This is a genomic window from Mesorhizobium sp. M0491 (genome assembly GCF_040321265.1).
Lineage (GTDB): Bacteria > Pseudomonadota > Alphaproteobacteria > Rhizobiales > Rhizobiaceae > Mesorhizobium.
This window is the reverse complement of record NZ_JAMYRE010000001.1, coordinates 1-21,326: the sequence shown is the minus strand read 5'-3', so window position 1 is coordinate 21,326 and position 21,326 is coordinate 1. Positions and strand designations below refer to the sequence as shown.

Here is a 21,326-nt window from a genome sequence, read left to right as displayed (position 1 = left end):
TGCGGGGCACTCCAGGAGAAACAATGTCAGCTGCAAATCCCACTCGCGACGATTTCGCGAGCCTGCTCGAAGAATCTTTTACCGCCGGCCATTCCGGCGAAGGTCAGGTCGTCAAGGGCATCATCACCGCCATTGAAAAAGACATGGCTATCATCGACGTCGGCCTCAAGGTCGAAGGCCGCGTGCCGCTGAAGGAATTCGGCGTCAAGGGCAAGGACACCACCCTCAAGGTTGGTGACACCGTCGAAGTCTATGTCGAGCGCATCGAAAACGCGCTTGGCGAAGCGATGCTTTCACGTGAAAAGGCCCGCCGCGAAGAGAGCTGGGTCCGCCTGGAAGAGAAGTTCACCAAGGGTGAGCGCGTCGAAGGCGTCATCTTCAACCAGGTCAAGGGCGGCTTCACCGTCGACCTCGACGGCGCCGTGGCCTTCCTGCCGCGCAGCCAGGTCGATATCCGCCCGATCCGCGACGTCTCCCCGCTGATGCACAACCCGCAGCCGTTCGAGATCCTCAAGATGGATCGCCGCCGCGGCAACATCGTGGTGTCGCGCCGTACCGTGCTTGAGGAGAGCCGCGCCGAACAGCGTTCGGAAATCGTGCAGAACCTCGAAGAAGGCCAGGTTGTCGAAGGCGTCGTCAAGAACATCACCGATTATGGTGCGTTCGTCGACCTCGGCGGCATCGACGGCCTGCTGCATGTCACCGACATGGCATGGCGCCGCGTCAACCATCCGACCGAAATCCTCAACATCGGTCAGACGGTCAAGGTGCAGATCATCCGCATCAACCAGGAAACCCACCGCATCTCGCTCGGCATGAAGCAGCTCGAGAGCGATCCGTGGTCCGAGATCGGCACCAAGTTCCCGATCGGCAAGAAGATCAAGGGTACCGTCACCAACATCACCGACTACGGCGCGTTCGTCGAACTGGAGCCGGGCATCGAGGGTCTCATCCACGTTTCGGAAATGTCGTGGACGAAGAAGAACGTGCATCCCGGCAAGATCCTGTCGACGACCCAGGAAGTCGACGTGGTGGTGCTCGAGGTCGATCCGGCCAAGCGCCGCATCTCGCTCGGCCTCAAGCAGACGCTCGAGAATCCGTGGCAGGCTTTCGCCTCGAGCCATCCGGTCGGCAGCCAGGTCGAGGGCGAGGTCAAGAACAAGACCGAGTTCGGCCTGTTCATCGGCCTCGAAGGCGACGTGGACGGCATGGTGCACCTTTCCGACCTCGACTGGACCCGTCCGGGCGAGCAGGTCATCGAAGAGTACAATCGCGGCGACATGGTCAAGGCGCAGGTGCTCGATGTCGACATCGACAAGGAGCGCATCTCGCTCGGCATCAAGCAGCTGGCCAAGGATACGGTCGGCGAAGCGGCGACTTCAGGCGAACTGCGCAAGAACGCGGTCGTCACCTGTGAAGTCATCGGCGTCAAGGATGGCGGTCTGGAAGTGCGGCTGGTCGACAGCGGCATCGAAACCTTCATCAAGCGCTCCGATCTGAGCCGTGACCGCGACGAGCAGCGCCCCGAGCGCTTCACCGTCGGCCAGAAGGTCGACGCGCGCGTCATCGCCTTCGACAAGAAGACCCGCAAGCTGCAGGTCTCGATCAAGGCGCTGGAAATCGCCGAAGAGAAGGAAGCGGTCGCTCAGTACGGCTCGACCGACTCCGGCGCTTCGCTGGGCGACATCCTGGGTGCCGCGCTGAAGAAGCAGGGCAGCTAAGCCCTTCGCACCGCGAAGCCCTTCGAAGCGAAGTTTTCGCACAGGCTCGAAAACAAAACCCCGCCGGAACAATCCGGCGGGGTTTTTCTTTGACCGCGGTAAAGGGTGGAAGGTTACGCCCTGCCGTAAAGCGGCACCAGCGTACCACTCATCGCCAGATTGGCCGGCGATGCCAGATAGGCGATGGCCTCGGCGGCGGCTTCGAGGCTGACCCATCTGGTGACATCGGCATCCGGCATGTCGGCGCGGTTTGCCGGCGTATCGAGTGTCGACGGCGCCACGGCATTGACCAGGATGCCCTTGTGCTTCAGCTCTTCGGCCATCGCCACCGTCATGGCTGCCACCGCCGCCTTGCTGGCGGCGTAAGCGACCATGCCGGCGCCGCGTCGCGGATCGAGCCCGGCGCGCGCGGTGACGTTGACGATACGGCCCGCGGTATCCGATGCGAGCATAGAGCGTACCGCGGCGCGGCAGCACAGGAAGGCTGTGCGCGCATTGGTGTCCATCATCTCGGCAAAGGACGCCGACTCGATCTTTTCAACAGGTGCCGAGGTGAAGCCGCCGGCCAGATGGATCGAGCCCCAAAGGCCTGGAACCTGGCTGTAGAACGCTTCGACCTTGGCAGGGTCCGAGAGATCGACGTTGTGCACCAGCTGGACACGGTCATGCGTGGTAAAGGGGAAATGCGTGGGGGCGGCAGCATGGGCGTTGGGCACATGGCAGATCGCGCCGTCACTCAGCAGTTTGCCGACAACCGCACCGCCGAGCGCACCGGTTCCACCGGTCACGACGATATGCTTGCCTTCAAGTGTTTCCGTCATCTTGGACGCTCCTGTCATTTTTTTGTCGTTAGGTCGTTTCTGTGCCGCCGACGCGAAGCGTCGCGCCTTTTGCGCCATCACTCAATTGACATCTCGACATGGCAGTTGTCGCGTCTTTGCATGCGTCCGCCCACCGGCCGGCCGTGGTTCAGGGCCGTCGAGACGGGAAATACGTAGCACCGTCCTTCAGTCAACCGTGATTTCGATGACGCGCGGCAGTCCGGTGGCCCGGGCGCGCTTCAACGCGTCCGCGAGAGCGTCGATATCGGCAAGCCGTTCGGCGCCGATGCCATAGGCCTCGGCCAGCTTGCAGAAATCGGGCGGCGCCGGCGATACGCCGACGGGCTCGACACCGACATCGAGCATGGAGGTTTCGATCTCGCGGTAGCCTCTGTTATTCCAGACGATGAAGATGACCGGCGCCCGCGCATCGAGCGCGGCGCCCAACTCCGGCAGCGTGAACTGGAAGCCGCCGTCGCCGGTCAGGCAGACAACCGGCGCATCGGGTATCGCAAGGGCCGCGCCAATCGCCGCCGGCGGGCCATAGCCGAGCGCGCCGAAGCCGGTGGCGGCATTGAACCAGCCGCCTGGGCGGTCGTGGTCGTAATAGAGGTTGGCCGCATAGATCGGCTGCGTCGAATCGCCGACGATGAGCGCGCCCGGCAAGGTGTCGCGGATCATCTCGACGGCACGCACTTGCGCCTGCAGGGTCGGATTGAGCTCGGCAAAGGCTGCTTTTCGTGTAGCAGCTGCGCGCGACGGACCGCCCTCGCTTGCCCGGACATGGCCCGTTTCCAGAAGCAGCGCTTCGAGCGCCTCGGCGCAATCGGCCTGGATCGAAACGGTTGCCGGGCGGCGGGCAATCTGGTCCGCGCCGATATCGATGCGGATCAGATTGGCGGGCAGGACGAAGCCGCCATCGCTGTAGCCGTCATAGTCGGTCGGGCCGAATTCGGTGCCGGCGGCAATGACCAGATCGGCTTCGGCCATCAGCGCCCGTACTGTCTTCAGGCTGGGACTGGCCGGCACGCAAAGCGGATGACCATGCAGCAGGCCGCGCGCATTGGTGGTCTGGACGACCGGCGCTCCCAGCCGCTCGGCCAGACGCCGCAATGGCGCCCCGGCGCGTTTGGCGCCGCCGCCGACCAGGATCAGCGGGCGGCGCGCGGCAGCGATGAGTTTGGCCGCGCTGGCAATTGCGGCACCTTCCGGCGCGGGTGGCGTCACATTGCTCAGCATGGCAGCGATGCCATCCGCCGGCTTGACCATGACGTCGGTCGGGATCTCGATATGCACCGGGCCGGGCCGGGCCAATGAAAACAGGGCGAAGGCCTGCGCCAGAGCAGCGGGCAATTCGCTGGCCTCGGTGACGCGCTTCGAAAACAGCGCCACCTTCTCCATCATGCCGCGCTGATCCGGCAGTTCATGCAGATGGCCGAGGCCCTTGCCCAGCGTCGGCATGGCGTTGACGCCGGATATGACCAGCATCGGCACCGAATCAGCGCGTGCCTGCCCCATGGCGGTGATGGTGTTGGTCAGCCCCGGTCCGGTGATGACGAAGGCGACGCCCGGCCTGCCGCTGGCGCGTGCGTAGCCATCGGCCATGAAGCCGGCGCCTTGTTCGTGGCGCGGCGTGACGTGGCGGATCTTCGAGCGCGCCAGCCCGCGATAGAGTTCGACCGTGTGGACGCCCGGAATGCCGAACACCGTGTCGACGCCATGCGCTTCAAGCAGCGAAATCAACGCCTCGCCGACGGTCGTCCCAGTGGTGGTCCCAGTGGCGATCATTGGCGCAGCACCGGGCGCGTCAGGCAGGTCGGACCGCCCTCGCAGGCGATGCAGAGCGCATCCGCATCGAAGGTGGCGACCGTGCAGCCGGCCGCTTCCATGGCGGCCGCCGTCCTGGGAAAGCCGGCAACGGCAATGATCTGGCGCGGCGCGGTCGGCAGCACATTGAGACTGAGCCCGCTGGAAGCGAAGAACTCGTCGGCATCGCCCTCGACCAGCTTGATGCCGCGACCCCGCAGCATCTGGTAGAAGGGGGCCGGCAGCAAGGGCGGGTAGACCAGCGCCAAATCGTCGGCGAGCGGGCTGATCACCGACATCAGATGCAGGCAGGCTTCCTCGCCGTGCCAGAGCGGCAGGTCGAAACCGAAGACCGAAATGCCCTTGGGCGAGAGCAGGTTCGAAAGCTGCTGGATGCCGTCCTGGTTGGTGCGTACGCCACGACCGACGGCCAGCGTGGTTGCATCGACCCAGACGCAGTCGCCGCCTTCCACCTGCCCCGGATCATCGATCCGACCGAGAATGGGTATCCCCATGCGCTTGTAAGCTGCCTCGTGCAGACCGGGCTCGGCACGGCGCAGCGCCTTGCCCATCGAAAGGATAATCGCGCCATGATCGGTCATCAGCGACGGATCATGGGTGAAGACGGAATCGGCCAGCCCGTCATCGGCGTCCGTCAGCCATTCGATCTCGGCGCCGGAAGCCGCGACCATGCTGGTCAACTGCTCATGCTGGGCCGCCGCCTTCTGCGGATCGAACCCCGGACCATAGTGCCATTCCTGTGCCCTGGCATGACGCATGGCGCTCGTGGCGGACCGCATCAACACGCGTTTCAGGGGTCCGGCCATGGACTGCGACCCGTATGATTTGCCCACTAAATTCTCCCTGAACGTCGGTTGGCGCCACTAACCACTACAGCAAGCTGTGATCAATAGTCCAAAAACCATGGTTGACGGAGGCAAGCGGAACGGTCCATCCTGAGCATGGGAACTCTGTCCAGTGACGGGTAATGGGTAAAAGATACCAGCAGCGACGAGCTCGAACGCTCCGCGGAGCGTGGAAGGAATGACGGCCATAAGCGCCGCATCCGGGATGACAGCGCAAAGCGCCGCACCCGCATTGAAACATACGGCGCAGGACGGCGCCGCCGAAGCCATCCATGTCGAGAACCTGCACAAGAGATTCGGTGAGCTGCATGTGCTGAAGGGCGTCTCGCTGTCGGCGCGCGACGGCGAGGTCATCGCCATCATCGGCGGCTCGGGCTCAGGCAAATCGACCCTGCTGCGCTGCATCAACTGCCTGGAAAACCCCACCAGCGGCATCATCCGCGTCAATGGCGAGGAGATCAAGCTCAAGGCCGACAGCCATGGCCACACGGTCCCGGCCGACCGCAAGCAGATCGAGCGCATCCGCTCCAAGCTCGGCATGGTGTTCCAGAACTTCAACCTGTGGAGCCACATGACGCTGATCGAAAACGTCATCGAGGTTCCCGTACATGTGCTTGGCATCAAGCGCGATGTGGCGATCGGCGAGGCCGAGAAACTGCTCGCCCGTGTCGGTCTGGCCGAAAAGCGCGACGTCTATCCGGCCTATCTGTCGGGCGGCCAGCAGCAGCGCGCGGCGATCGCCCGAGCGCTGGCCATCAATCCGCGCGTCATGCTGTTCGACGAGCCCACCTCCGCACTCGATCCCGAGCTGGTCGGTGAGGTGCTGAAGGTGATCGGCGACCTGGCGCGCGAAGGCCGCACCATGGTGCTGGTCACCCACGAGATGAAGTTCGCCCGCGAGGTCGCGACGCATGTCGTCTATCTCTACAATGGATTGGTCGAGGAAGAAGGCCCGCCGGAGCAGATCTTCGGCGCGCCCAAATCCGAAAGGCTGAAGCAGTTCATCCGCAACATCGGCTAGGACAGGCCGGGACGGAAGAAAACCGGGAACCAACAACAAACTGGGAGTCGTGACATGAAGACTGTTCTGAAAACATTCGCCGCAGCGCTGCTGCTCGGCGTCGCCGCCATGGGCGTGGCCAAGGCCGATCCGGTCAAGATCGGCGTCGCCGCCGAGCCTTATCCGCCCTTCACCTCGCCCGATGCTTCGGGCAAGTGGGTCGGTTGGGAGATCGACTTCATCGATGCCGTCTGCGCCGAGGAGAAGCTCGATTGCGTCATTACCCCGGTCGCCTGGGACGGCATCATCCCGGCACTGACGACCAAGAAGATCGACCTCATCGTCTCCTCGATGTCGATCACCGCCGAACGCGCGAAGACGATCGATTTCTCGGACAAGTACTATAACACGCCGACCGCGATCATCGGCCCCAAGGACCAGAAATTCGGCTCCGCCCCGGACGACCTCAAGGGCAAGATCGTCGGCGTGCAGGTTTCGACGGTGCACGCTGTCTACGCCAAGAAGCACTTTGGCAGCACAGCCTCGGAGATCAAGGAATACCAGACCCAGGACGAGGCCAACAACGATCTGGCCGCCGGCCGCCTCGATGCGGTTCAGGCCGATTCCATCGCGCTTGGCGAGTTCCTGAAATCCGACCAGGGCAAGGCCTGCTGCGACTTGAAGGGGATGGTCGCTCCTGACGACGAAGTGCTCGGACCGGGCGTCGGCGCCGGCGTGCGCAAGGAAGACACCGAACTGAAGGGCAAAATCAACGCCGGCATCAAGGCGATCCGCGCCAACGGCAAATATGACGAGATCTCGAAGAAATACTTCGATTTCGACATTTACGGCGGTGGCGGCGCACAGTCGAACTGACGATCCTCGTATGAGCGGTGGGGCATGGCGCCAGCGCCATGCCCCCTGCTCGATCTTTCCCAGGCATGTTTGCCGCCGACGCAGCCGTCGGCGGTTGGCCAGCACTTCGGGGGCGACGCTGATCGACGCACTTCTTTCGGCCTCCGCGGCCGGCATCACCGAGCTTCTCTCGCCCTACCCGCCAGGCTGGGGCGGGGCTCTTTTGGTTGGGCTGCTCCATTCGATCGAGATCGCGCTGGGCGCCACGTGCCTCGGCCTTCTGATCGGCACCGGCGGCGCCTATGGCAAACTTTATGGCGGGCCGGTGGTGCGCGATCTCCTGGCGGTCTACACCACCATCGTGCGCGCGGTGCCCGAACTGGTGCTGATCCTGCTGCTCTATTACGCCGGAACCGACCTGATCAATCAGGCGCTGACGGCCATGGGCTATCAGCGCGTCGACGTGAGTGGCCTTGCCGCCGGCATCGCCGTGCTCGGCTTTGTCCAGGGCGCCTATTCGACAGAGGTGATACGCGGCGCGATCCTGGCCATTCCGCAGGGCCAGATCGAGGCCGCCCGCGCCTATGGAATGTCTCCGGGCCTGATGTTGCGGCGCATCACCTTGCCGTCAATGCTGCCCTTCGCCATACCGGGCCTCGCCAATCTCTGGCTGATCGCCACCAAGGACACCGCGCTGCTGGCGGTCGTCGGTTTCTACGAACTGGCGCTGGCGACGCGGCAGGCGGCGGGCGTCACCAAAGCCTATTTCACCTTCTTTTTCGCGGCGGGCGTGCTCTATCTGCTGCTGTCGCTGGTCTCCAATCTCATCATCGGCCGGGTCGAGGCATGGTCGCGGCGCGGCATGCCTTCGCTCAAGGAGGCGCGCTGATGGCCAACGAGGCCGCCATCATCAATGTCGTCGCGCGAACGTCGCTGTGGCTGCAGCCGCACCGCATCGTGCTGATCCTGATCGCACTCGGCCTGGTTCTGTCGGCCGCCTTTTTCATGCGCTGGGACTGGCTGCCGCAATATTATGAAATGGGCTTGATCGGCATCTGGCGGTCGCTGTGGATCCTGGCCGTCACCTGCGTCCTGGGCTTCCTGCTGGCCGTGCCGCTAGGGCTGGCGCAAGCCGCCGGCTCATTCTGGTTCGCCGCGCCCGCCAAGGTGTTCTGCACGGTGATCCGGGGCACGCCGCTGCTGATCCAGCTATGGCTGCTTTACTACGGCCTGGGCTCGCTGTTCCCGCAATATCCCTGGATCCGCGAATCCTGGATGTGGCCATATCTGCGGCAAGCCTGGCCCTATGGCGTGCTGGCGTTGACCCTGTCGTTCGCCGGCTATGAGGGCGAGGTGATGCGCGGCGCCTTTGCGGGCGTGCCGAAGGGGCAACTCGAAGCCGCCCGCGCGTTCGGCATGAGCCGCTGGAAGGCGTTCCGGCGCATCTGGCTGCCGCAAGCCATCTATCGGGCGTTGCCGACGCTGACCGGGGAGACCGTGCTGCAGTTGAAATCGACGCCGCTGGTGGCGACGATCAGCGTCATCGACATCTTCGCCGTTTCGTCCAAGGTGCGGCAGGACACCTATCTCACCTATGAACCCCTGCTGCTGCTGGCGCTGATCTACATGATGATCACCGGTATTCTGGTCTTTGCGTTCAGCAGGATAGAAGCGCGGATCCCCAACAAGATTGGTTAGAGGGGAGTAGGGGAGTAGGGGAGTAGGGGAGTAGGGGAGTAGGGGAGTATCCGGCTACTATCCACATTCACATTTCCATCCCCATTCGCTATTCACTGCTCACTGTCCCCTACTCCCGTACTCCCCTATTCCCTTACTCCCCTAGGACGGCCATGATGCAACTCAGTCTCGACCAGGCAAAAGGACTGTGCCGGATGGCGGCACTTGGCGCCGGCGCCAATGAGGAAGCGGCACAATCGCTCGCTGCTTCGATCATATCAGCCGAGGCCGAAGGGCTTTCCTCGGTCGGTCTGTCGCATTTCATCGACTATCTTGAGGCGCTGGAAGCCGGACGCATCGACGGCAATGCCGATCCGGTGATCACCCGGCCGGCGCTTGCGGTCTATCTCTCCGATGCACGCGGCGGGCTGGCGCATACCGGCTTCGACCGCACCATCGACGACCTCGCCAAGGCGGCAAAGCTGTTCGGTGTCGCCATCTTCTCGCAGAAGAACGCCTATACATGCGGCGCGCTCGGCTATTTCACCGGAAGGCTGGCAGCACTTGGACTGGTGTCGTTCGCCGCCACCAACGGCCCGGCCGTGCTTGCCGGCTCGGGCTCGGTCAAGCCGGTCTATTGCACCAACCCGATGTCGTTTGCCGCACCCGCCGCCGACGGCGCGCCGCTGGTCATCGACCAGTCGTCAAGCGCCACCGCCTTCGTCAACATCCGCAAAGCGGCCGAAGAGGGCAAGACCATCCCGGAAGGCTGGGCGCTGGACGCCAGCGGCAACCCGACCACCGATCCGGCCGCCGCCATGAAGGGCGCCATGCTTGCCTTCGGCGGCCAGCGCGGTGCCAACATCGCGTTGATGGTCGAAGTGCTGGCAGCCGGCCTGTCAGGCGCCAACTGGTCGCTCGACGCGCCATGGTTCAGCGGCGGGCCGGACAGTCCCGGCACCGGCCTGTTCGTGCTTGCCGTCGAGCCCAAGCTGCTCGATCCGGATTTCGAGCAGCGAATGAAGGACCAACTCGACCGGCTGCGGCGGCGCTTCGGCGTGCACGTGCCGGGCCGCGCCCGTGCAGAGGCGGCAGAGAAGGCGCAAGCGCGGGGCATCACCGCATCCAAGGCGGTGGTGCAGCGCATTTCCGAATTCGCCGCACGCTACTCTTCCTGAATAATAATTAAATATCAATTGGTTATCTGAAATCAGCCCGCCCCAGGCGCGGTGCGGTGCGATTTTCTTTGCGCGCCGCTGAACCTTTCCGCGCCTTGCTGCGACACAGCTTTGTCCAGGGCAAGGCGAGCTTGCCCGATCCACACCGGGGGAAGCAGCAAACCGAAATCGAAAGCCTGCATCACGCGATGGCCGGTCCTTCGCGCCTCGGAAACTCAACCCAAATCAAAGGAAATTGTCATGACCAACACCAAGATCACCATGCTGACCGCCGTCCTTCTGCTCGGCTCGTTCATGGGTGCCACACAGGCAGCCACCTTGAAGGCCGCGCCGGCCAAGCCGTCCAGCCCGGGTGTCATCACTGCCCCGAGCGGCGGGGCCACCGAAGATCACTACTGCAAGAACGGCCATGCAAAATTCGCCAATTGCAGCGCCGATTTCGTCGCCGCCTGCAAGAAGGTTGGTGGCACCATGTCGGATGTTCAGGGCTGGGGTGGGCGTACTTGCTTCACGCCCTCCTGATACCGTCTCAGGTCAGGCCGCTCCGTCGGCACCTGACTTCACATGGACGTCGCCCGGAAAACCCCGCTTCTGCGGGGTTTTCTGCGTTTGGCCGCGCAATGTTAAAACATTCGTAGTTTGGTCAACTTTTGTTTATTTGACTTCGTCCGACCTGATCGGCCGTTTGCGCTGATCAAGCAAAACAGAGGAGCTACAATGTCGGCAAGCACGGACAATCCCCGCAACGCCCTTATCATTCCGGCCCTTGGCAGGGTTTACGCCGCTCTGCACGATGGTGCCGAAACGGTTCTTCGCGTCGTCGCCGGTGGGTTTCTAGCCATCCACGGTTCGCAGAAGATCACCAATCCTTTCGGCGCCGCCGAGATGGTCGAGGGTCTCGGCTTTTATCCGGGTGCGTTGTGGTCCTTGCTTTTGGCCTGCACTGAATTCTTCGGCGGCATCTTCATCGCCATCGGGTTTTTGACGCGGCCGGCCGCCTTTGCCGGCCTGTTCGTGCTGCTGGTCACGGTCTGGTTCCACTGGGTTACGATGGACCAGGGTTATTCGGGCGCGGAGAAGTCGCTGCTGTGGGCGGCGATCCTGCTCTTCTTCGTCATTCGCGGCGGCAACCGCCATTCGGTCGACGCCCGTATCGGCAAAGCGTTCTGACAGGCTGATAGCGACGACGCGTCGCCCTTTGCCTTTGGCACGAAACGGATTATGAAACGGCTTCAGCCAAGCTTGCGAGCGCCGGAGCCAGCCATGACCGAAATCCTGCAGACCCCAAAGCTCGTCGTCGTCTTTGGCGGGTCAGGCTTTGTCGGGCGCCATGTCGTGCGTGCGCTGGCCAAGCGCGGCTATCGCATCCGGGTCGCCTGCCGGCGGCCCGATCTTGCCGGCCATTTGCAGCCGCTTGGCAATGTCGGCCAGATCCAGCCGGTCCAGGTCAATGTGCGCGTGCGTTGGTCGGTAGACCGCGCCGTGCAAGGCGCCGACCATGTCGTCAATCTGGTCGCCATCCTGCATGAGAGCGGCCGGCAGAAATTCTCCGCCGTGCACGAATTCGGCGCCCGCGCAGTGGCCGAGGCCGCGCGCTCGGTCGGCGCCGGCCTGACCCACATTTCTGCGCTTGGCGCCGATCTGGACTCCGAATCGGACTACGCGCGCACCAAGGCGCTTGGCGAAAAGGCTGTGCTGGAGACGATCAAGGACGCCGTGATCTTCCGGCCGTCGATCAATTTCGGACCCGAAGACGGCTTCTTCAATCGCTTCGCCAACATGGCGCGCTATTCGCCGGTGCTGCCGCTGATCGGCGGCGGCCAGACCAAGTTCCAGCCGGTCTATGTCGGCGACGTTGCCGAAGCGGTGGCGCGCTCGGTCGACGGCAAGGTGGATGGCGGCCATATCTATGAACTCGGCGGGCCGAAGGTGCTCACCTTCAAGGAATGCATGGAAGAGCTGCTCGAGGTGATCGAGCGCAAGCGCCTGCTGGTGCCGGTGCCGTGGTGGGTGGCCAACATCCAGGCCTCGATCCTCGGCCTCTTGCCCAATCCGCTGCTGACCAAGGACCAGGTGATGCAGCTGCGCGAACACAACATCGTTTCGGACGCGGCCGCCAAGGCCAACCGGACGCTTGCGGGGCTCGGCATCCAGCCGCAATCGATCGCGACGATCCTGCCCAGCTATCTCTGGCGCTACCGCGCCGCCGGCCAGTTCCAGCAGCGCAAGCCTGCAGCATAGTCGTTACAGCTACCTGAAGGGGTCACGCCTATCTTGGCGTCACCCGCATCGGCAGACCGCCTTGTGGCTGCGTGGTGAGTTTCTGCACCGGCCAAGGCTTGGTTTCGGCGGTGGTGTCGAAGCGGAAGCGCGACAGCATGATCGCCAGCGCGATGATCGCCTCCTGCATGGCGAAGCTGGCGCCGATGCAGACGCGAGGACCGGCGCCAAACGGCAGATACTGGAAGCGGTCGATCTTTTCGCGATTTCCCGGGTGGAAGCGCTCCGGCAGGAAGGCATCCGGCCGGTCCCAAAGCTTCCTGTGGCGATGCACGACCCATGGCATCACCAGCACGGCGGCATGCTTGGGGATATGAAGATCCTTCCACATTTCCGGTTCGATCGGCTCGCGGTTGATCGACGGCGCCGGCGGATAGAGCCGGAGCGCCTCGTCGAAGGCGGCGCGGGTGAACGGCATGGCATCGAGCCATTTCGTCGGATCGGGCTCGCGCGCCAGCACCTGGTCAATCTCCTGCTCGACCCGGTTGCGCTCCCACGGTGATTCCGCCAGGCAATACAGCGTCCAGCCCAAAGCCCGCGCGGTCGTCTCATGGCCGGCGCCGATGAAGGTGATGATGTTGTCCTCGACCTCGGCCCGTGTCAGTCCGTCGGGTCCCTCGGCCTTGAGCAGCAGTGTCAGGAAATCCTGCGGCACGGCATCAGGGTCGCGCTTGAATTTCGCTTCGCGCATCGTGACCGTGTCGGTGACGATCTTGCGGAAATAGGCCATGGTCTTGCGGCCGCGGATGCGGGTCAGCCTCGGCAGCCAGTCGGGCGCGCGCAACAGATCGAGCGGATCGACGCGGCCCATGGTCTCGAACAGGCGGTCGATCTCGTTGGCGAAACTGCCCGGCTCGCCCGATATCTCGCCGGAAAATAGCGTCTCGGCCAGGATGTCGTAGGTGAGCAGCGTCATGTCATGAGCGATGTCGGACGTGCCGCCGTCTTCATAGCGGGTGACGAAGTCCAGCGTGCGTCTCAGCATCGGCTGGGCGAAGCCGAAGATGTGGCGCGGCGTGAACACCGGCGCCATCGCCTTGCGCGACCGCTTCCAGACCTCGCCCTCGGCGGTCAGCAGGCCGTCGCGCAGGATCGGCCGCAGGATCTTCTGGCGCACCGTCGCCATCTTGTAGTTCCTGGCGTTGTCGACCAGCACATGGCGGATCAGGCCGGGATCGTTGGCGACGATCAGATGTCCGCCAACGCCATTGGCCGAAATCCAAGGCTCGTTGTAGGTGTGTTCACCCCACAATTCGAGCGGGTTGCGGTAGACGATGCGGATCATCTCCAGCGTCGAGGGCGGCGTCGTGCGCGGCTTCGGCGCCGGGGGAATGAAGGGGGCGGGCTGGATGTCCATGCTGTGCTCCGCTGATGACCCAATGTAGTGGGCCGCAAAGCAGGCGTCCATGTGACCGTACGGCAAGGCCCTGCTCTCCGGAACGTGACCGGTTACCGTGAGGTGCCTTCTTGTTGCCCCGAGCGGCATGCCCTAGGTGGCAGTCACCAATGGATACCGCTATCGCAGGAGCCCAGCTTGAAGCACCAGTTGAACATCATCATCGGCAGCACGCGGCCAGGCCGCGCAGGGCCGGTTTTTGCCAAGTGGCTGGAGACGTTCGCGCGCGAGCATGGAAAATTCGAGCCGGTACTGACCGACATCGACACGTTCAAGCTTCCGGTGCTGGACGAACCGCACCATCCAAGACTCGGCAATTACCAGAACGACCATACCAAGGCCTGGTCAAAAGCGATCGATGCCGCCGATGCCTTCGTCTTCGTGGCGCCGGAATACAATTATTTCGTGGCGCCGGCGATCGTCAACGCGATCGATTATCTCTCGCGTGAATGGAAGTACAAGCCTGCCGCCATTTTCAGCTATGGCGGCGTCTCCGGCGGCCTGCGCGCGGCGCAAGCGCTGAAGCCGCTGCTGACCTCGGTGGGTGTCATGCCGATCTCGGAAGGCGTCGCCCTGCCGATGTATCAGAAACTGCTCGACGAGAACGGCGCTTTCAACGCCGGCGAACAGGTGCAGGGCGGAGCCAAAACCATGCTCGACGAGCTGTTGCGCTGGAGCGAGGCTTTGAAGCCTATGCGGGCTGCCTGAAAACGCTGGTCTTCCGCAAAAAGCCCGGCTTGCTCATGGCATAAAGAGGTGGAATGTTCGCGCAAAGGGACAAGCCGGGGGGCGGTTCGACTTGCGTTTGCTTTTTGCCTTGCTGCTGATGCTCATGACCACCGCCACCGCGGCGGCTGAGCGGCGCGTGGCCTTGATCATCGCCGACGACGACTACCGCCTGATCCGGCCGCTTGCCAACCCGGTTCATGACGGCGAGGCGATGGGAGCGGTGCTGAAGAAGCTCGGCTTCGAGGTCGTCCTCGAAACCAACCGCGACCTGCGGCGCATGCGCCGCGCGCTCGACGATTTTCGCCAGGATGCCAAAGGCGCCGACGTGGCGCTGGTCTACTTCTCCGGCCACGGCGTGGAAATCTCGGGCGATAACCGGCTGCTGCCGGTCGATGCCGACCCCTCTTCGCTCGATGCGCTGGAGAAGACCAGCTTGCCTCTGGAGGAGGTGCGCAAGACCGTGGCCGCCACCGCCAAGGTCGGCCTGATCATGCTCGACGCCTGCCGGAGCGATCCGTTTTCGGGCACGGTGGGTGACGGGCGCGGTGCGACGTCGCTGGTCAAGGATGTCGTGGAAAATGTCCGGCCGGGGCTTGGTCGGACTGGCCGCGCCGAAAACATCCTGTTCGCTTTCTCGGCAGCACCCGGCGAGACGGCGGCCGACGGAACCGGCCAGAACTCGCCATTCACCACGGCGCTGACCAAATATCTCGGCACCAGCGGGCTCGAAATCCGCTCGGTGCTGACGCTGGTGCAGCAGGAGGTCTACGATTTGTCGCGGGGCAAACAGCTGCCTTACGTCGAGAGCGGCCTGCCGAAGCTGTTCTTTGCCGCGGCCGCCATGGAACAATTGCCGGAGCGCGAGCGCCTGTTGCTTGCCATGGCCGACGTGACGCCGGAAATGCGCGGTGAGGTCGAGCAGGTTGCCAGCGATGCCGACATGCCGCTGGCGCCTCTCTACGGCGTGCTGATCAGCTCCGACGCCAGCCACCTTTCGGCGGACAGCCTGAATGCCCGGTTGCGCGAGGCGGCGGACGCCTTCGTCAAGGTGCGCGGCGAAATGAGGACGCTGGCCTCCGATGATCCGCAGGTGACGGAGCTGCGCCGGCAGGCCGAGGAGCAGCTTTCGCTCGGCGCCTTCGATGGGGCTCGCGCCATCCTCGCAAAGGCCGCCGACATCGACAATGTTTCGCGCAACGCCTTGAAGGCCAATTTCGTCGGCCGCACGCTGTCCGAGGCGGCGACGCGTTTCCTGTCCGGCGGTGCGGCGCGCGCCGACCTCGACTACGCCACGGCCATCAACGATTATGAATCGGTCCTGGCTCTTTACCGCGAGGCCGGGCAGACCGATCTGACCCTGGACCAGGCCGACCGCCAGATCCGCACGCTGGACGAACTCGGCAAGCTCTACACCCTTGTCGGCAACACCGATGCGGCAGGCCGCGCCTTTGCAGCGCTGGTATCCAATCTCGAGCTGCGTTCGGCCCGGGAAACCGACCCGAGCGTCAAGCGCGATTTTGCCGTCAGCCACATCAAGCTCGGCAACGTCAAGCTGGCGCAAGGGGACCTGCCGGAAGCGCTGGAAAACTATCGGACCGCCAGAACCATGCTCAGGGATTTGACCGCTGCCGAACCCGATCGGCTGCCATGGTTCGGGGACTTCGCCATGGTCGACGACAAGATCGGCAACGTGCTGGTGACGCAAGGCGATCTGGCCAGCGCCGCACAAGTCTACCAGGAAAGCCTGTCGATCAAGAAGCAACTTGCCGATAATGAACCGGAGCGCGCCGAGCTGCAGCGCGACCTGACCATCACCTATGACGAGATCGGCGGCCTTGCCCGGGTCATGGGGCGACTGGACAACGCCCAGATGGCCTACGAGGAGAGCCTGAAGGTCCGATTGGCGCTGGCCGAGAAGAAGCCGTGGGACGCCGAGCGGCAACGCGATGTCTCCGTCAGCCATGATACGATCGGCGACCTCAAGCGCGAGCGCGGCGATGCGGCGGGCGCACTCGCGTCCTATAAAGCGGGCCATGCGATCGTCGAACAATTGGTGGGCCGCGACCCCGACAACAGTGAGCTGAAGCGCGACCTGTCGGTCGGCAACGCAAAGATCGGCAATGCGCTGAGCGATCAAGAGGACTGGCCGGCAGCCCTCGCCGCCTACAGGCAAGCCCTCTCGATAGCCGGCGTGCTGGCGGCCAGTGACCCTGCCAACGCCGACTGGCAACGCGACCTCTCGGTCAGCTTGGAAAAAGTAGCGGGCATTCGGGCGATACAGGGCGACCGCGCTGGAGCGCTCAAGGCCTATACAGACAGTTTCGCCATCGCCGACCGGCTGGCCAAGCTCGACCCTGCCAATGCCGACTGGCAACGCGACCTGTCGATCACTCTGTCCGAGATCGGCATGCTCAAGGCCAAGCATCGCGACGTCAAAGGCGCGCGGCAGGCTTTCCAGGACAGTCTCGACATCCGCCAGCAGCTCGCCCGGTCCGACCCAAACAACGCCACCTGGCAGCGCGACCTGGTGGTGGCCATGATCGACTACGCTCAGGTCGCCAAGAACCCCAAGGCCGTGCTTTCCCAGGCGCTGGACATGACGCTGGAGCTCGACCGCAGCGGGCGGCTGGCGCCGCGATATAAGTTCATGATCAAGTTTCTCAGGGACCGGCTGGCCAAAGTGAAATAGGGCCTGACGGGAGGCTGTCATGGACAGCCGGCTCATTCCCCGTGAAATGCCTGCAAACCTTGGAAAAACCGCCTTTTGCGCCTATATCTAGTGCATATCAGAGGCGCGATTCGAAGCGGGTTTTTCGCGCCGTGCAAGCGGCATCCAGACAACAGGTTTTCATGAGCGATCAGATCGACAACAACAACGGCGCTGAAGCCGAATACGGCGCCGATTCCATCAAGGTTTTGAAGGGGTTGGATGCTGTCCGCAAACGCCCCGGAATGTATATCGGCGATACCGACGACGGTTCGGGCCTGCATCACATGGTCTATGAAGTGGTCGACAACGCCATCGACGAGGCGCTGGCCGGTCACGCCGATCTCGTCACCGTGACGCTCAACCCCGATGGTTCGGTCACCGTGATCGACAATGGCCGCGGAATTCCAACCGATATCCACACCGGAGAAGGCATTTCGGCGGCCGAAGTGATCATGACGCAGCTGCATGCCGGCGGCAAGTTCGACCAGAATTCCTACAAGGTCTCGGGCGGCCTGCATGGCGTCGGCGTCTCGGTGGTCAACGCGCTGTCGGCGTGGCTGAAGCTGAAAATCCGCCGCAACGGCCAGATCTTCGAGATGAGTTTCACGCATGGCAATGCCGACGCGCCGCTGAAGGCCACCGGCAGCTATGAGCAGGACAAGCAGCCGGGCACCTATGAGGGCCGCAGCGGCAGCCAGATCACCTTCTTCCCGTCGGCCGAGACCTTCACCATGGTCGAGTTCGACTTCGGCACGCTGGAACACCGGCTGCGCGAGCTTGCCTTCCTCAATTCCGGCGTGCGCATCATTTTGACCGATGCCCGTCACGCCGATGTCGTGCGCCATGAACTGCACTATGACGGAGGCCTCGAAGAATTCGTCAAATATCTCGATCGGGTCAAGAAACCGCTGATCGACAAGCCGATCGCCATCAAGGCGGAGCGCGACGGGATCACCGTCGAAGTGGCGATGTGGTGGAACGACAGCTACCACGAGAACGTGCTGGCCTTCACCAACAACATCCCGCAGCGCGATGGCGGCACGCATCTGGCCGGCTTTCGCGGCGCGCTGACGCGCCAGATCACCGGCTATGGCGAATCGTCGGGCCTGACCAAGAAGGAAAAGGTCTCGCTGATCGGCGACGATTGCCGCGAAGGCCTGACGGCGGTGCTTTCAGTCAAGGTTCCAGATCCGAAATTCTCCTCGCAGACCAAGGACAAGCTGGTCTCGTCGGAGGTCCGTCCTGTCGTCGAAGGCCTGGTCAACGAAGCGCTCGGCACCTGGCTTGAAGAACATCCGAGCGAAGGCAAGGTGGTCGTCGACAAGGTGATCCAGGCCGCGGCGGCGCGTGAAGCGGCGCGCAAGGCGCGCGATATCACCCGCAAGAGCTCGCTCGGCGTCACTTCCCTGCCCGGCAAGCTGGCCGACTGCCAGGAACGCGACCCGGCGAAGTCCGAAATCTTCATCGTCGAGGGTGACTCCGCCGGCGGCTCGGCCAAGGGCGGCCGTTCGCGCCAGAATCAGGCCATTCTTCCGCTGCGCGGCAAGATCCTCAATGTCGAGCGGGCCCGCTTCGACCGCATGCTCGGCTCCGACATGATCGGCACGTTGATCACGGCGCTCGGGACCTCGATCGGCAAGGACGAGTTCAACGCCGACAAGCTGCGCTACCACAAGATCATCCTGATGACCGACGCCGATGTCGACGGCGCCCATATCAGAACCTTGCTGCTGACCTTCTTTTTCCGGCAGATGCCGGAGCTGATCGAGCGCGGCCATCTCTACATCGCCCAGCCGCCGCTCTACAAAGTGACGCGCGGCAAGAGCTCGCAATACATCAAGGACGAGAGCGCGTTCGAGGAGTTCCTGATCGGCTCGGGACTGGAGGAAGCATCGCTTACCCTCGGCTCGGGCGAGGTTCGCATCGGACAGGACCTGCGCGGAGCCATCGACGACGCGCTGGCGGTGCGCCAGCTGATCAACGGCCTGCACACGCGCTACAACAGAGGCGTCGTCGAGCAGGCGGCGATCGCCGGCGGGCTCAACCCGGACGTGTTCACCGATCTCGGCCGCGCCAACGACATGGCGGAGCGGATTGCAAAACGCCTCGACATCATCGCCGAGGACACCGAGCGCGGCTGGACCGGCCGCATGTCGACCTCGAATGAAGGCGTCGGCGGCTATGTGTTCGAGCGCACGGTGCGCAGCGTCAAGGAATACGCGCATCTCGACCTGGCGCTGATCAATTCGGCCGACGCACGCCAGCTCGACCGCTACGCACAGCGCCTCAGCGAGGTCTACGGGTCGCCGCCGGTGCTGCGCCGCAAAGATGTCTCCGAAACCATCTCGGGGCCGCTGGCGATGCTCAACGCGGTCTTTGCGACCGGCCGCAAGGGCCTGACGATGCAACGCTACAAGGGTCTCGGCGAGATGAACGCCGAACAGCTGTGGGAAACCACGCTCGATCCGAACGTGCGCTCGCTGCTGCAAGTCAAGGTCAATGACGCGACCGATGCGGATTCGCTGTTTTCGCGGCTGATGGGCGATGAGGTCGAACCCAGGCGCGAGTTCATCCAGGACAACGCGCTGTCGGTCGCCAATCTGGACATCTGATCTGGACATCAAATCTGAATTGGCGCGCTGCGGCGCGCCAATGTTCCGCTGGCGGCAAGAAAATCATTTTACAACGCGCCGGAACGGAAGTTCCCTTGGAACATTGTGACAACATCGATTCACAATATTCTAACAGGAGGCCTCCATGGGACGTGGCATTTTGCTCTGGTTGCTCGGCATTCCGATTCCGATCATCATTCTGATCATGCTGTTCGTACGATAGGGGGCTTCCATGCAGTCCACCCTGTCGGCGGTCGATGTTTCCGCCTCAACCGAGTCCTCCTCCACCGCCGTCAGCTGGGGACCGATCATCGCCGGAGCCTTCGCGGCCTCGACATTGACCCTCATCCTCATGCTGCTCGGTTCGGGGCTGGGATTGAGCATGGTGTCGCCATGGTCGGGATCGGGCGCATCTGTGACCACTTTCGCGGCGTCCACCGCGATCTGGCTTGTCATCGTGCAATGGCTGTCCTCCGGCGTCGGCGGCTATCTTGCCGGACGCCTGCGCACCAAATGGGTCGGCATCCACACCGATGAAGTCTATTTCCGGGACACCGCACACGGCTTTCTTGCCTGGGCGCTGGCCACGTTGCTCGTCGTCGGCGTGCTTGGCTCCGCGCTTTCCGCTGCGATAGGCTCAGGCGTGCAGGCGGTGTCCACCATCGCGTCTGGCGCGGCCATGGGCGCATCGGCGGGAGCTTCGGCCAATGCCGACAGCACATCGGCAGACAATGCGACCTCCTACCTGGTGGATTCGCTGTTCCGTCCGGCTGATCCGGGCAGGCTGGCTGCCGCCAATCCGGACAGCGATGCGGCTGCGGTCGGTCAGGCTTCGCGCATCCTGATCGCCGGTGCAGCGGCAGGCGAGGTTTCCGCAGACGACAAAACGTATCTGTCGCAGCTGGTCGCCGTCCGCACAGGGCTTTCTGAAGCAGACGCCAGGACCCGGGTGGATGCCGTCCTCGCCAAGGCTCAGGACGCCAAAGTCAAGGCGCAGCAGGCCGCCGACACCGCCAGGAAGGCCAGTGCGACGTTTGCCCTGCTTGGTGCGCTCTCGCTGGCCATCGGCGCCTTTATCGCCAGTGCCGCCGCGGCCCTCGGAGGCAGGCAGCGCGACGATGAGGAAGCGGTTTTTATCGCCAACCGCTGAACTGCACTTGCAACAAAGCCACTCCGGCCCGCCCGGAGTGGCTTTGCTTTGAATTGTCGCACAGCGTTGCCTCGACCCCGTTCGCTGAAGTCCGTTCCTATTTTCGGGGAGGAATCGTCGGTGCTTCGGCTTGGCTCGGCTCCAGTTTGCGACCGAGGTCGACCGCGTCGCGCAGCACGGCTAGAGCGTTTCATATTTTGACGGAAGCGTAGCCTGCGTTTTCGAAGTAGTTCTTGCATTCGGCTGCCTCGATGGTTTCGACGAGGTGGCCGATGTGGCGCCACGTGTCCTCGACGGTGCGTTTCTGAGCTTGTCGCATCCAGTGTTTGATCTTGGCGAAGGCCTGCTCGATCGGATTGAGGTCCGGCGAGTAGGGCGGCAGATACCAAAGCCTGGCGCCGGCAGCTTTGATCGTCTGCCTGATGGCCGCCGACTTATGGCTTCCCAGGTTATCCATGACCACGATGTCGCCGGGCTTCAGCACGGTGATGAGCTGCTGCTCGACATAAGCACGGAAGCATTGGC

At 63.4% G+C, this 21,326-nt stretch carries 18 protein-coding genes; 13 read left to right on the top strand and 5 right to left on the bottom strand.

The features are described from left to right. Positions 1-23 precede the first annotated feature (23 nt). A complete protein-coding gene (gene rpsA / locus NKI69_RS00090) occupies positions 24-1,721 on the top strand; it encodes a 30S ribosomal protein S1 (RefSeq protein ID WP_023811516.1) in 1,698 nt (565 codons plus the stop codon). 113 nt (positions 1,722-1,834) lie between these two features. Here rpsA and NKI69_RS00085 read toward each other — a convergent pair whose 3' ends face one another. The 3 genes from NKI69_RS00085 to NKI69_RS00075 all read right to left on the bottom strand — a co-directional run bounded on the left by NKI69_RS00085 (position 1,835) and on the right by NKI69_RS00075 (position 5,175). Next, positions 1,835-2,542 carry an SDR family NAD(P)-dependent oxidoreductase gene (locus NKI69_RS00085; protein WP_023811515.1) on the bottom strand — a complete coding sequence of 236 codons (708 nt, stop codon included), beginning with the start codon at positions 2,540-2,542 and terminating at the stop codon, positions 1,835-1,837. A gap of 186 nt (positions 2,543-2,728) precedes the next feature. After that, a complete protein-coding gene (locus NKI69_RS00080; RefSeq protein WP_023811514.1) occupies positions 2,729-4,330 on the bottom strand; it encodes a 5-guanidino-2-oxopentanoate decarboxylase in 1,602 nt (533 codons plus the stop codon). Then, the gene (locus NKI69_RS00075) at positions 4,327-5,175 is read right to left on the bottom strand and encodes a dimethylarginine dimethylaminohydrolase family protein (RefSeq protein WP_031213356.1); all 849 of its coding nucleotides are present in this window, start codon (positions 5,173-5,175) and stop codon (positions 4,327-4,329) included. Before NKI69_RS00075 ends, NKI69_RS00080 begins: the two co-directional genes overlap by 4 nt. Before the next feature lie 244 nt (positions 5,176-5,419). Between NKI69_RS00075 and NKI69_RS00070 the strand changes: the two genes are divergently transcribed. From NKI69_RS00070 to NKI69_RS00035, 8 genes are all read left to right on the top strand, one after another. Next, the gene (locus NKI69_RS00070) at positions 5,420-6,235 is read left to right on the top strand and encodes an ABC transporter ATP-binding protein (RefSeq protein ID WP_023811512.1); all 816 of its coding nucleotides are present in this window, start codon (positions 5,420-5,422) and stop codon (positions 6,233-6,235) included. Positions 6,236-6,289: 54 nt separating this feature from the next. Beyond that, a complete protein-coding gene (locus tag NKI69_RS00065; protein WP_023811511.1) occupies positions 6,290-7,090 on the top strand; it encodes a transporter substrate-binding domain-containing protein in 801 nt (266 codons plus the stop codon). 202 nt (positions 7,091-7,292) lie between these two features. Then, a complete protein-coding gene (locus NKI69_RS00060; protein WP_032909264.1) occupies positions 7,293-7,958 on the top strand; it encodes an ABC transporter permease subunit in 666 nt (221 codons plus the stop codon). Further along, entirely contained in the window at positions 7,958-8,767 is an 810-nt protein-coding gene (locus NKI69_RS00055; RefSeq protein WP_023811509.1) for an ABC transporter permease, read from the top strand. Before NKI69_RS00060 ends, NKI69_RS00055 begins: the two co-directional genes overlap by 1 nt. Positions 8,768-8,922: 155 nt before the next feature. Next, a complete protein-coding gene (locus NKI69_RS00050; protein ID WP_164892839.1) occupies positions 8,923-9,924 on the top strand; it encodes an Ldh family oxidoreductase in 1,002 nt (333 codons plus the stop codon). Positions 9,925-10,164: 240 nt separating this feature from the next. Beyond that, complete coding sequence (locus tag NKI69_RS00045) at positions 10,165-10,446, top strand: hypothetical protein (protein ID WP_023811506.1); 282 nt, start codon at positions 10,165-10,167, stop codon at positions 10,444-10,446. A gap of 195 nt (positions 10,447-10,641) precedes the next feature. Then, positions 10,642-11,094 carry a DoxX family protein gene (locus NKI69_RS00040; protein ID WP_023811505.1) on the top strand — a complete coding sequence of 151 codons (453 nt, stop codon included), beginning with the start codon at positions 10,642-10,644 and terminating at the stop codon, positions 11,092-11,094. 93 nt (positions 11,095-11,187) lie between these two features. Next, on the top strand, positions 11,188-12,165 hold the full coding sequence (locus NKI69_RS00035) for a complex I NDUFA9 subunit family protein (protein ID WP_352719513.1): 978 nt from the start codon (positions 11,188-11,190) through the stop codon (positions 12,163-12,165). A 28-nt stretch (positions 12,166-12,193) separates the two neighbouring features. On the opposite strand, the gene NKI69_RS00030 is transcribed toward NKI69_RS00035, so the two are convergent. Further along, positions 12,194-13,561: a cytochrome P450 gene (locus NKI69_RS00030; RefSeq protein ID WP_023811503.1), complete on the bottom strand. Its 1,368-nt coding sequence runs from the start codon at positions 13,559-13,561 to the stop codon at positions 12,194-12,196. A gap of 177 nt (positions 13,562-13,738) precedes the next feature. Here NKI69_RS00030 and NKI69_RS00025 point away from each other — a divergent pair, with 177 nt between their 5' ends. The 4 genes from NKI69_RS00025 to NKI69_RS00010 all read left to right on the top strand — a co-directional run bounded on the left by NKI69_RS00025 (position 13,739) and on the right by NKI69_RS00010 (position 20,801). Further along, positions 13,739-14,308 carry an NADPH-dependent FMN reductase gene (locus tag NKI69_RS00025; protein WP_023811502.1) on the top strand — a complete coding sequence of 190 codons (570 nt, stop codon included), beginning with the start codon at positions 13,739-13,741 and terminating at the stop codon, positions 14,306-14,308. A gap of 91 nt (positions 14,309-14,399) precedes the next feature. Further along, a complete protein-coding gene (locus tag NKI69_RS00020) occupies positions 14,400-17,018 on the top strand; it encodes a caspase family protein (protein WP_352439797.1) in 2,619 nt (872 codons plus the stop codon). 161 nt (positions 17,019-17,179) lie between these two features. Continuing rightward, complete coding sequence (gene gyrB / locus NKI69_RS00015; protein ID WP_023811500.1) at positions 17,180-19,651, top strand: DNA topoisomerase (ATP-hydrolyzing) subunit B; 2,472 nt, start codon at positions 17,180-17,182, stop codon at positions 19,649-19,651. 232 nt (positions 19,652-19,883) lie between these two features. Then, the gene (locus NKI69_RS00010) at positions 19,884-20,801 is read left to right on the top strand and encodes a hypothetical protein (protein WP_023811499.1); all 918 of its coding nucleotides are present in this window, start codon (positions 19,884-19,886) and stop codon (positions 20,799-20,801) included. Between the two features lie 190 nt (positions 20,802-20,991). Here NKI69_RS00010 and NKI69_RS00005 read toward each other — a convergent pair. Then, positions 20,992-21,326, bottom strand: a 335-nt coding sequence (locus NKI69_RS00005) for a transposase (protein ID WP_352719510.1), incomplete at its 5' end; no start/stop codon positions are given.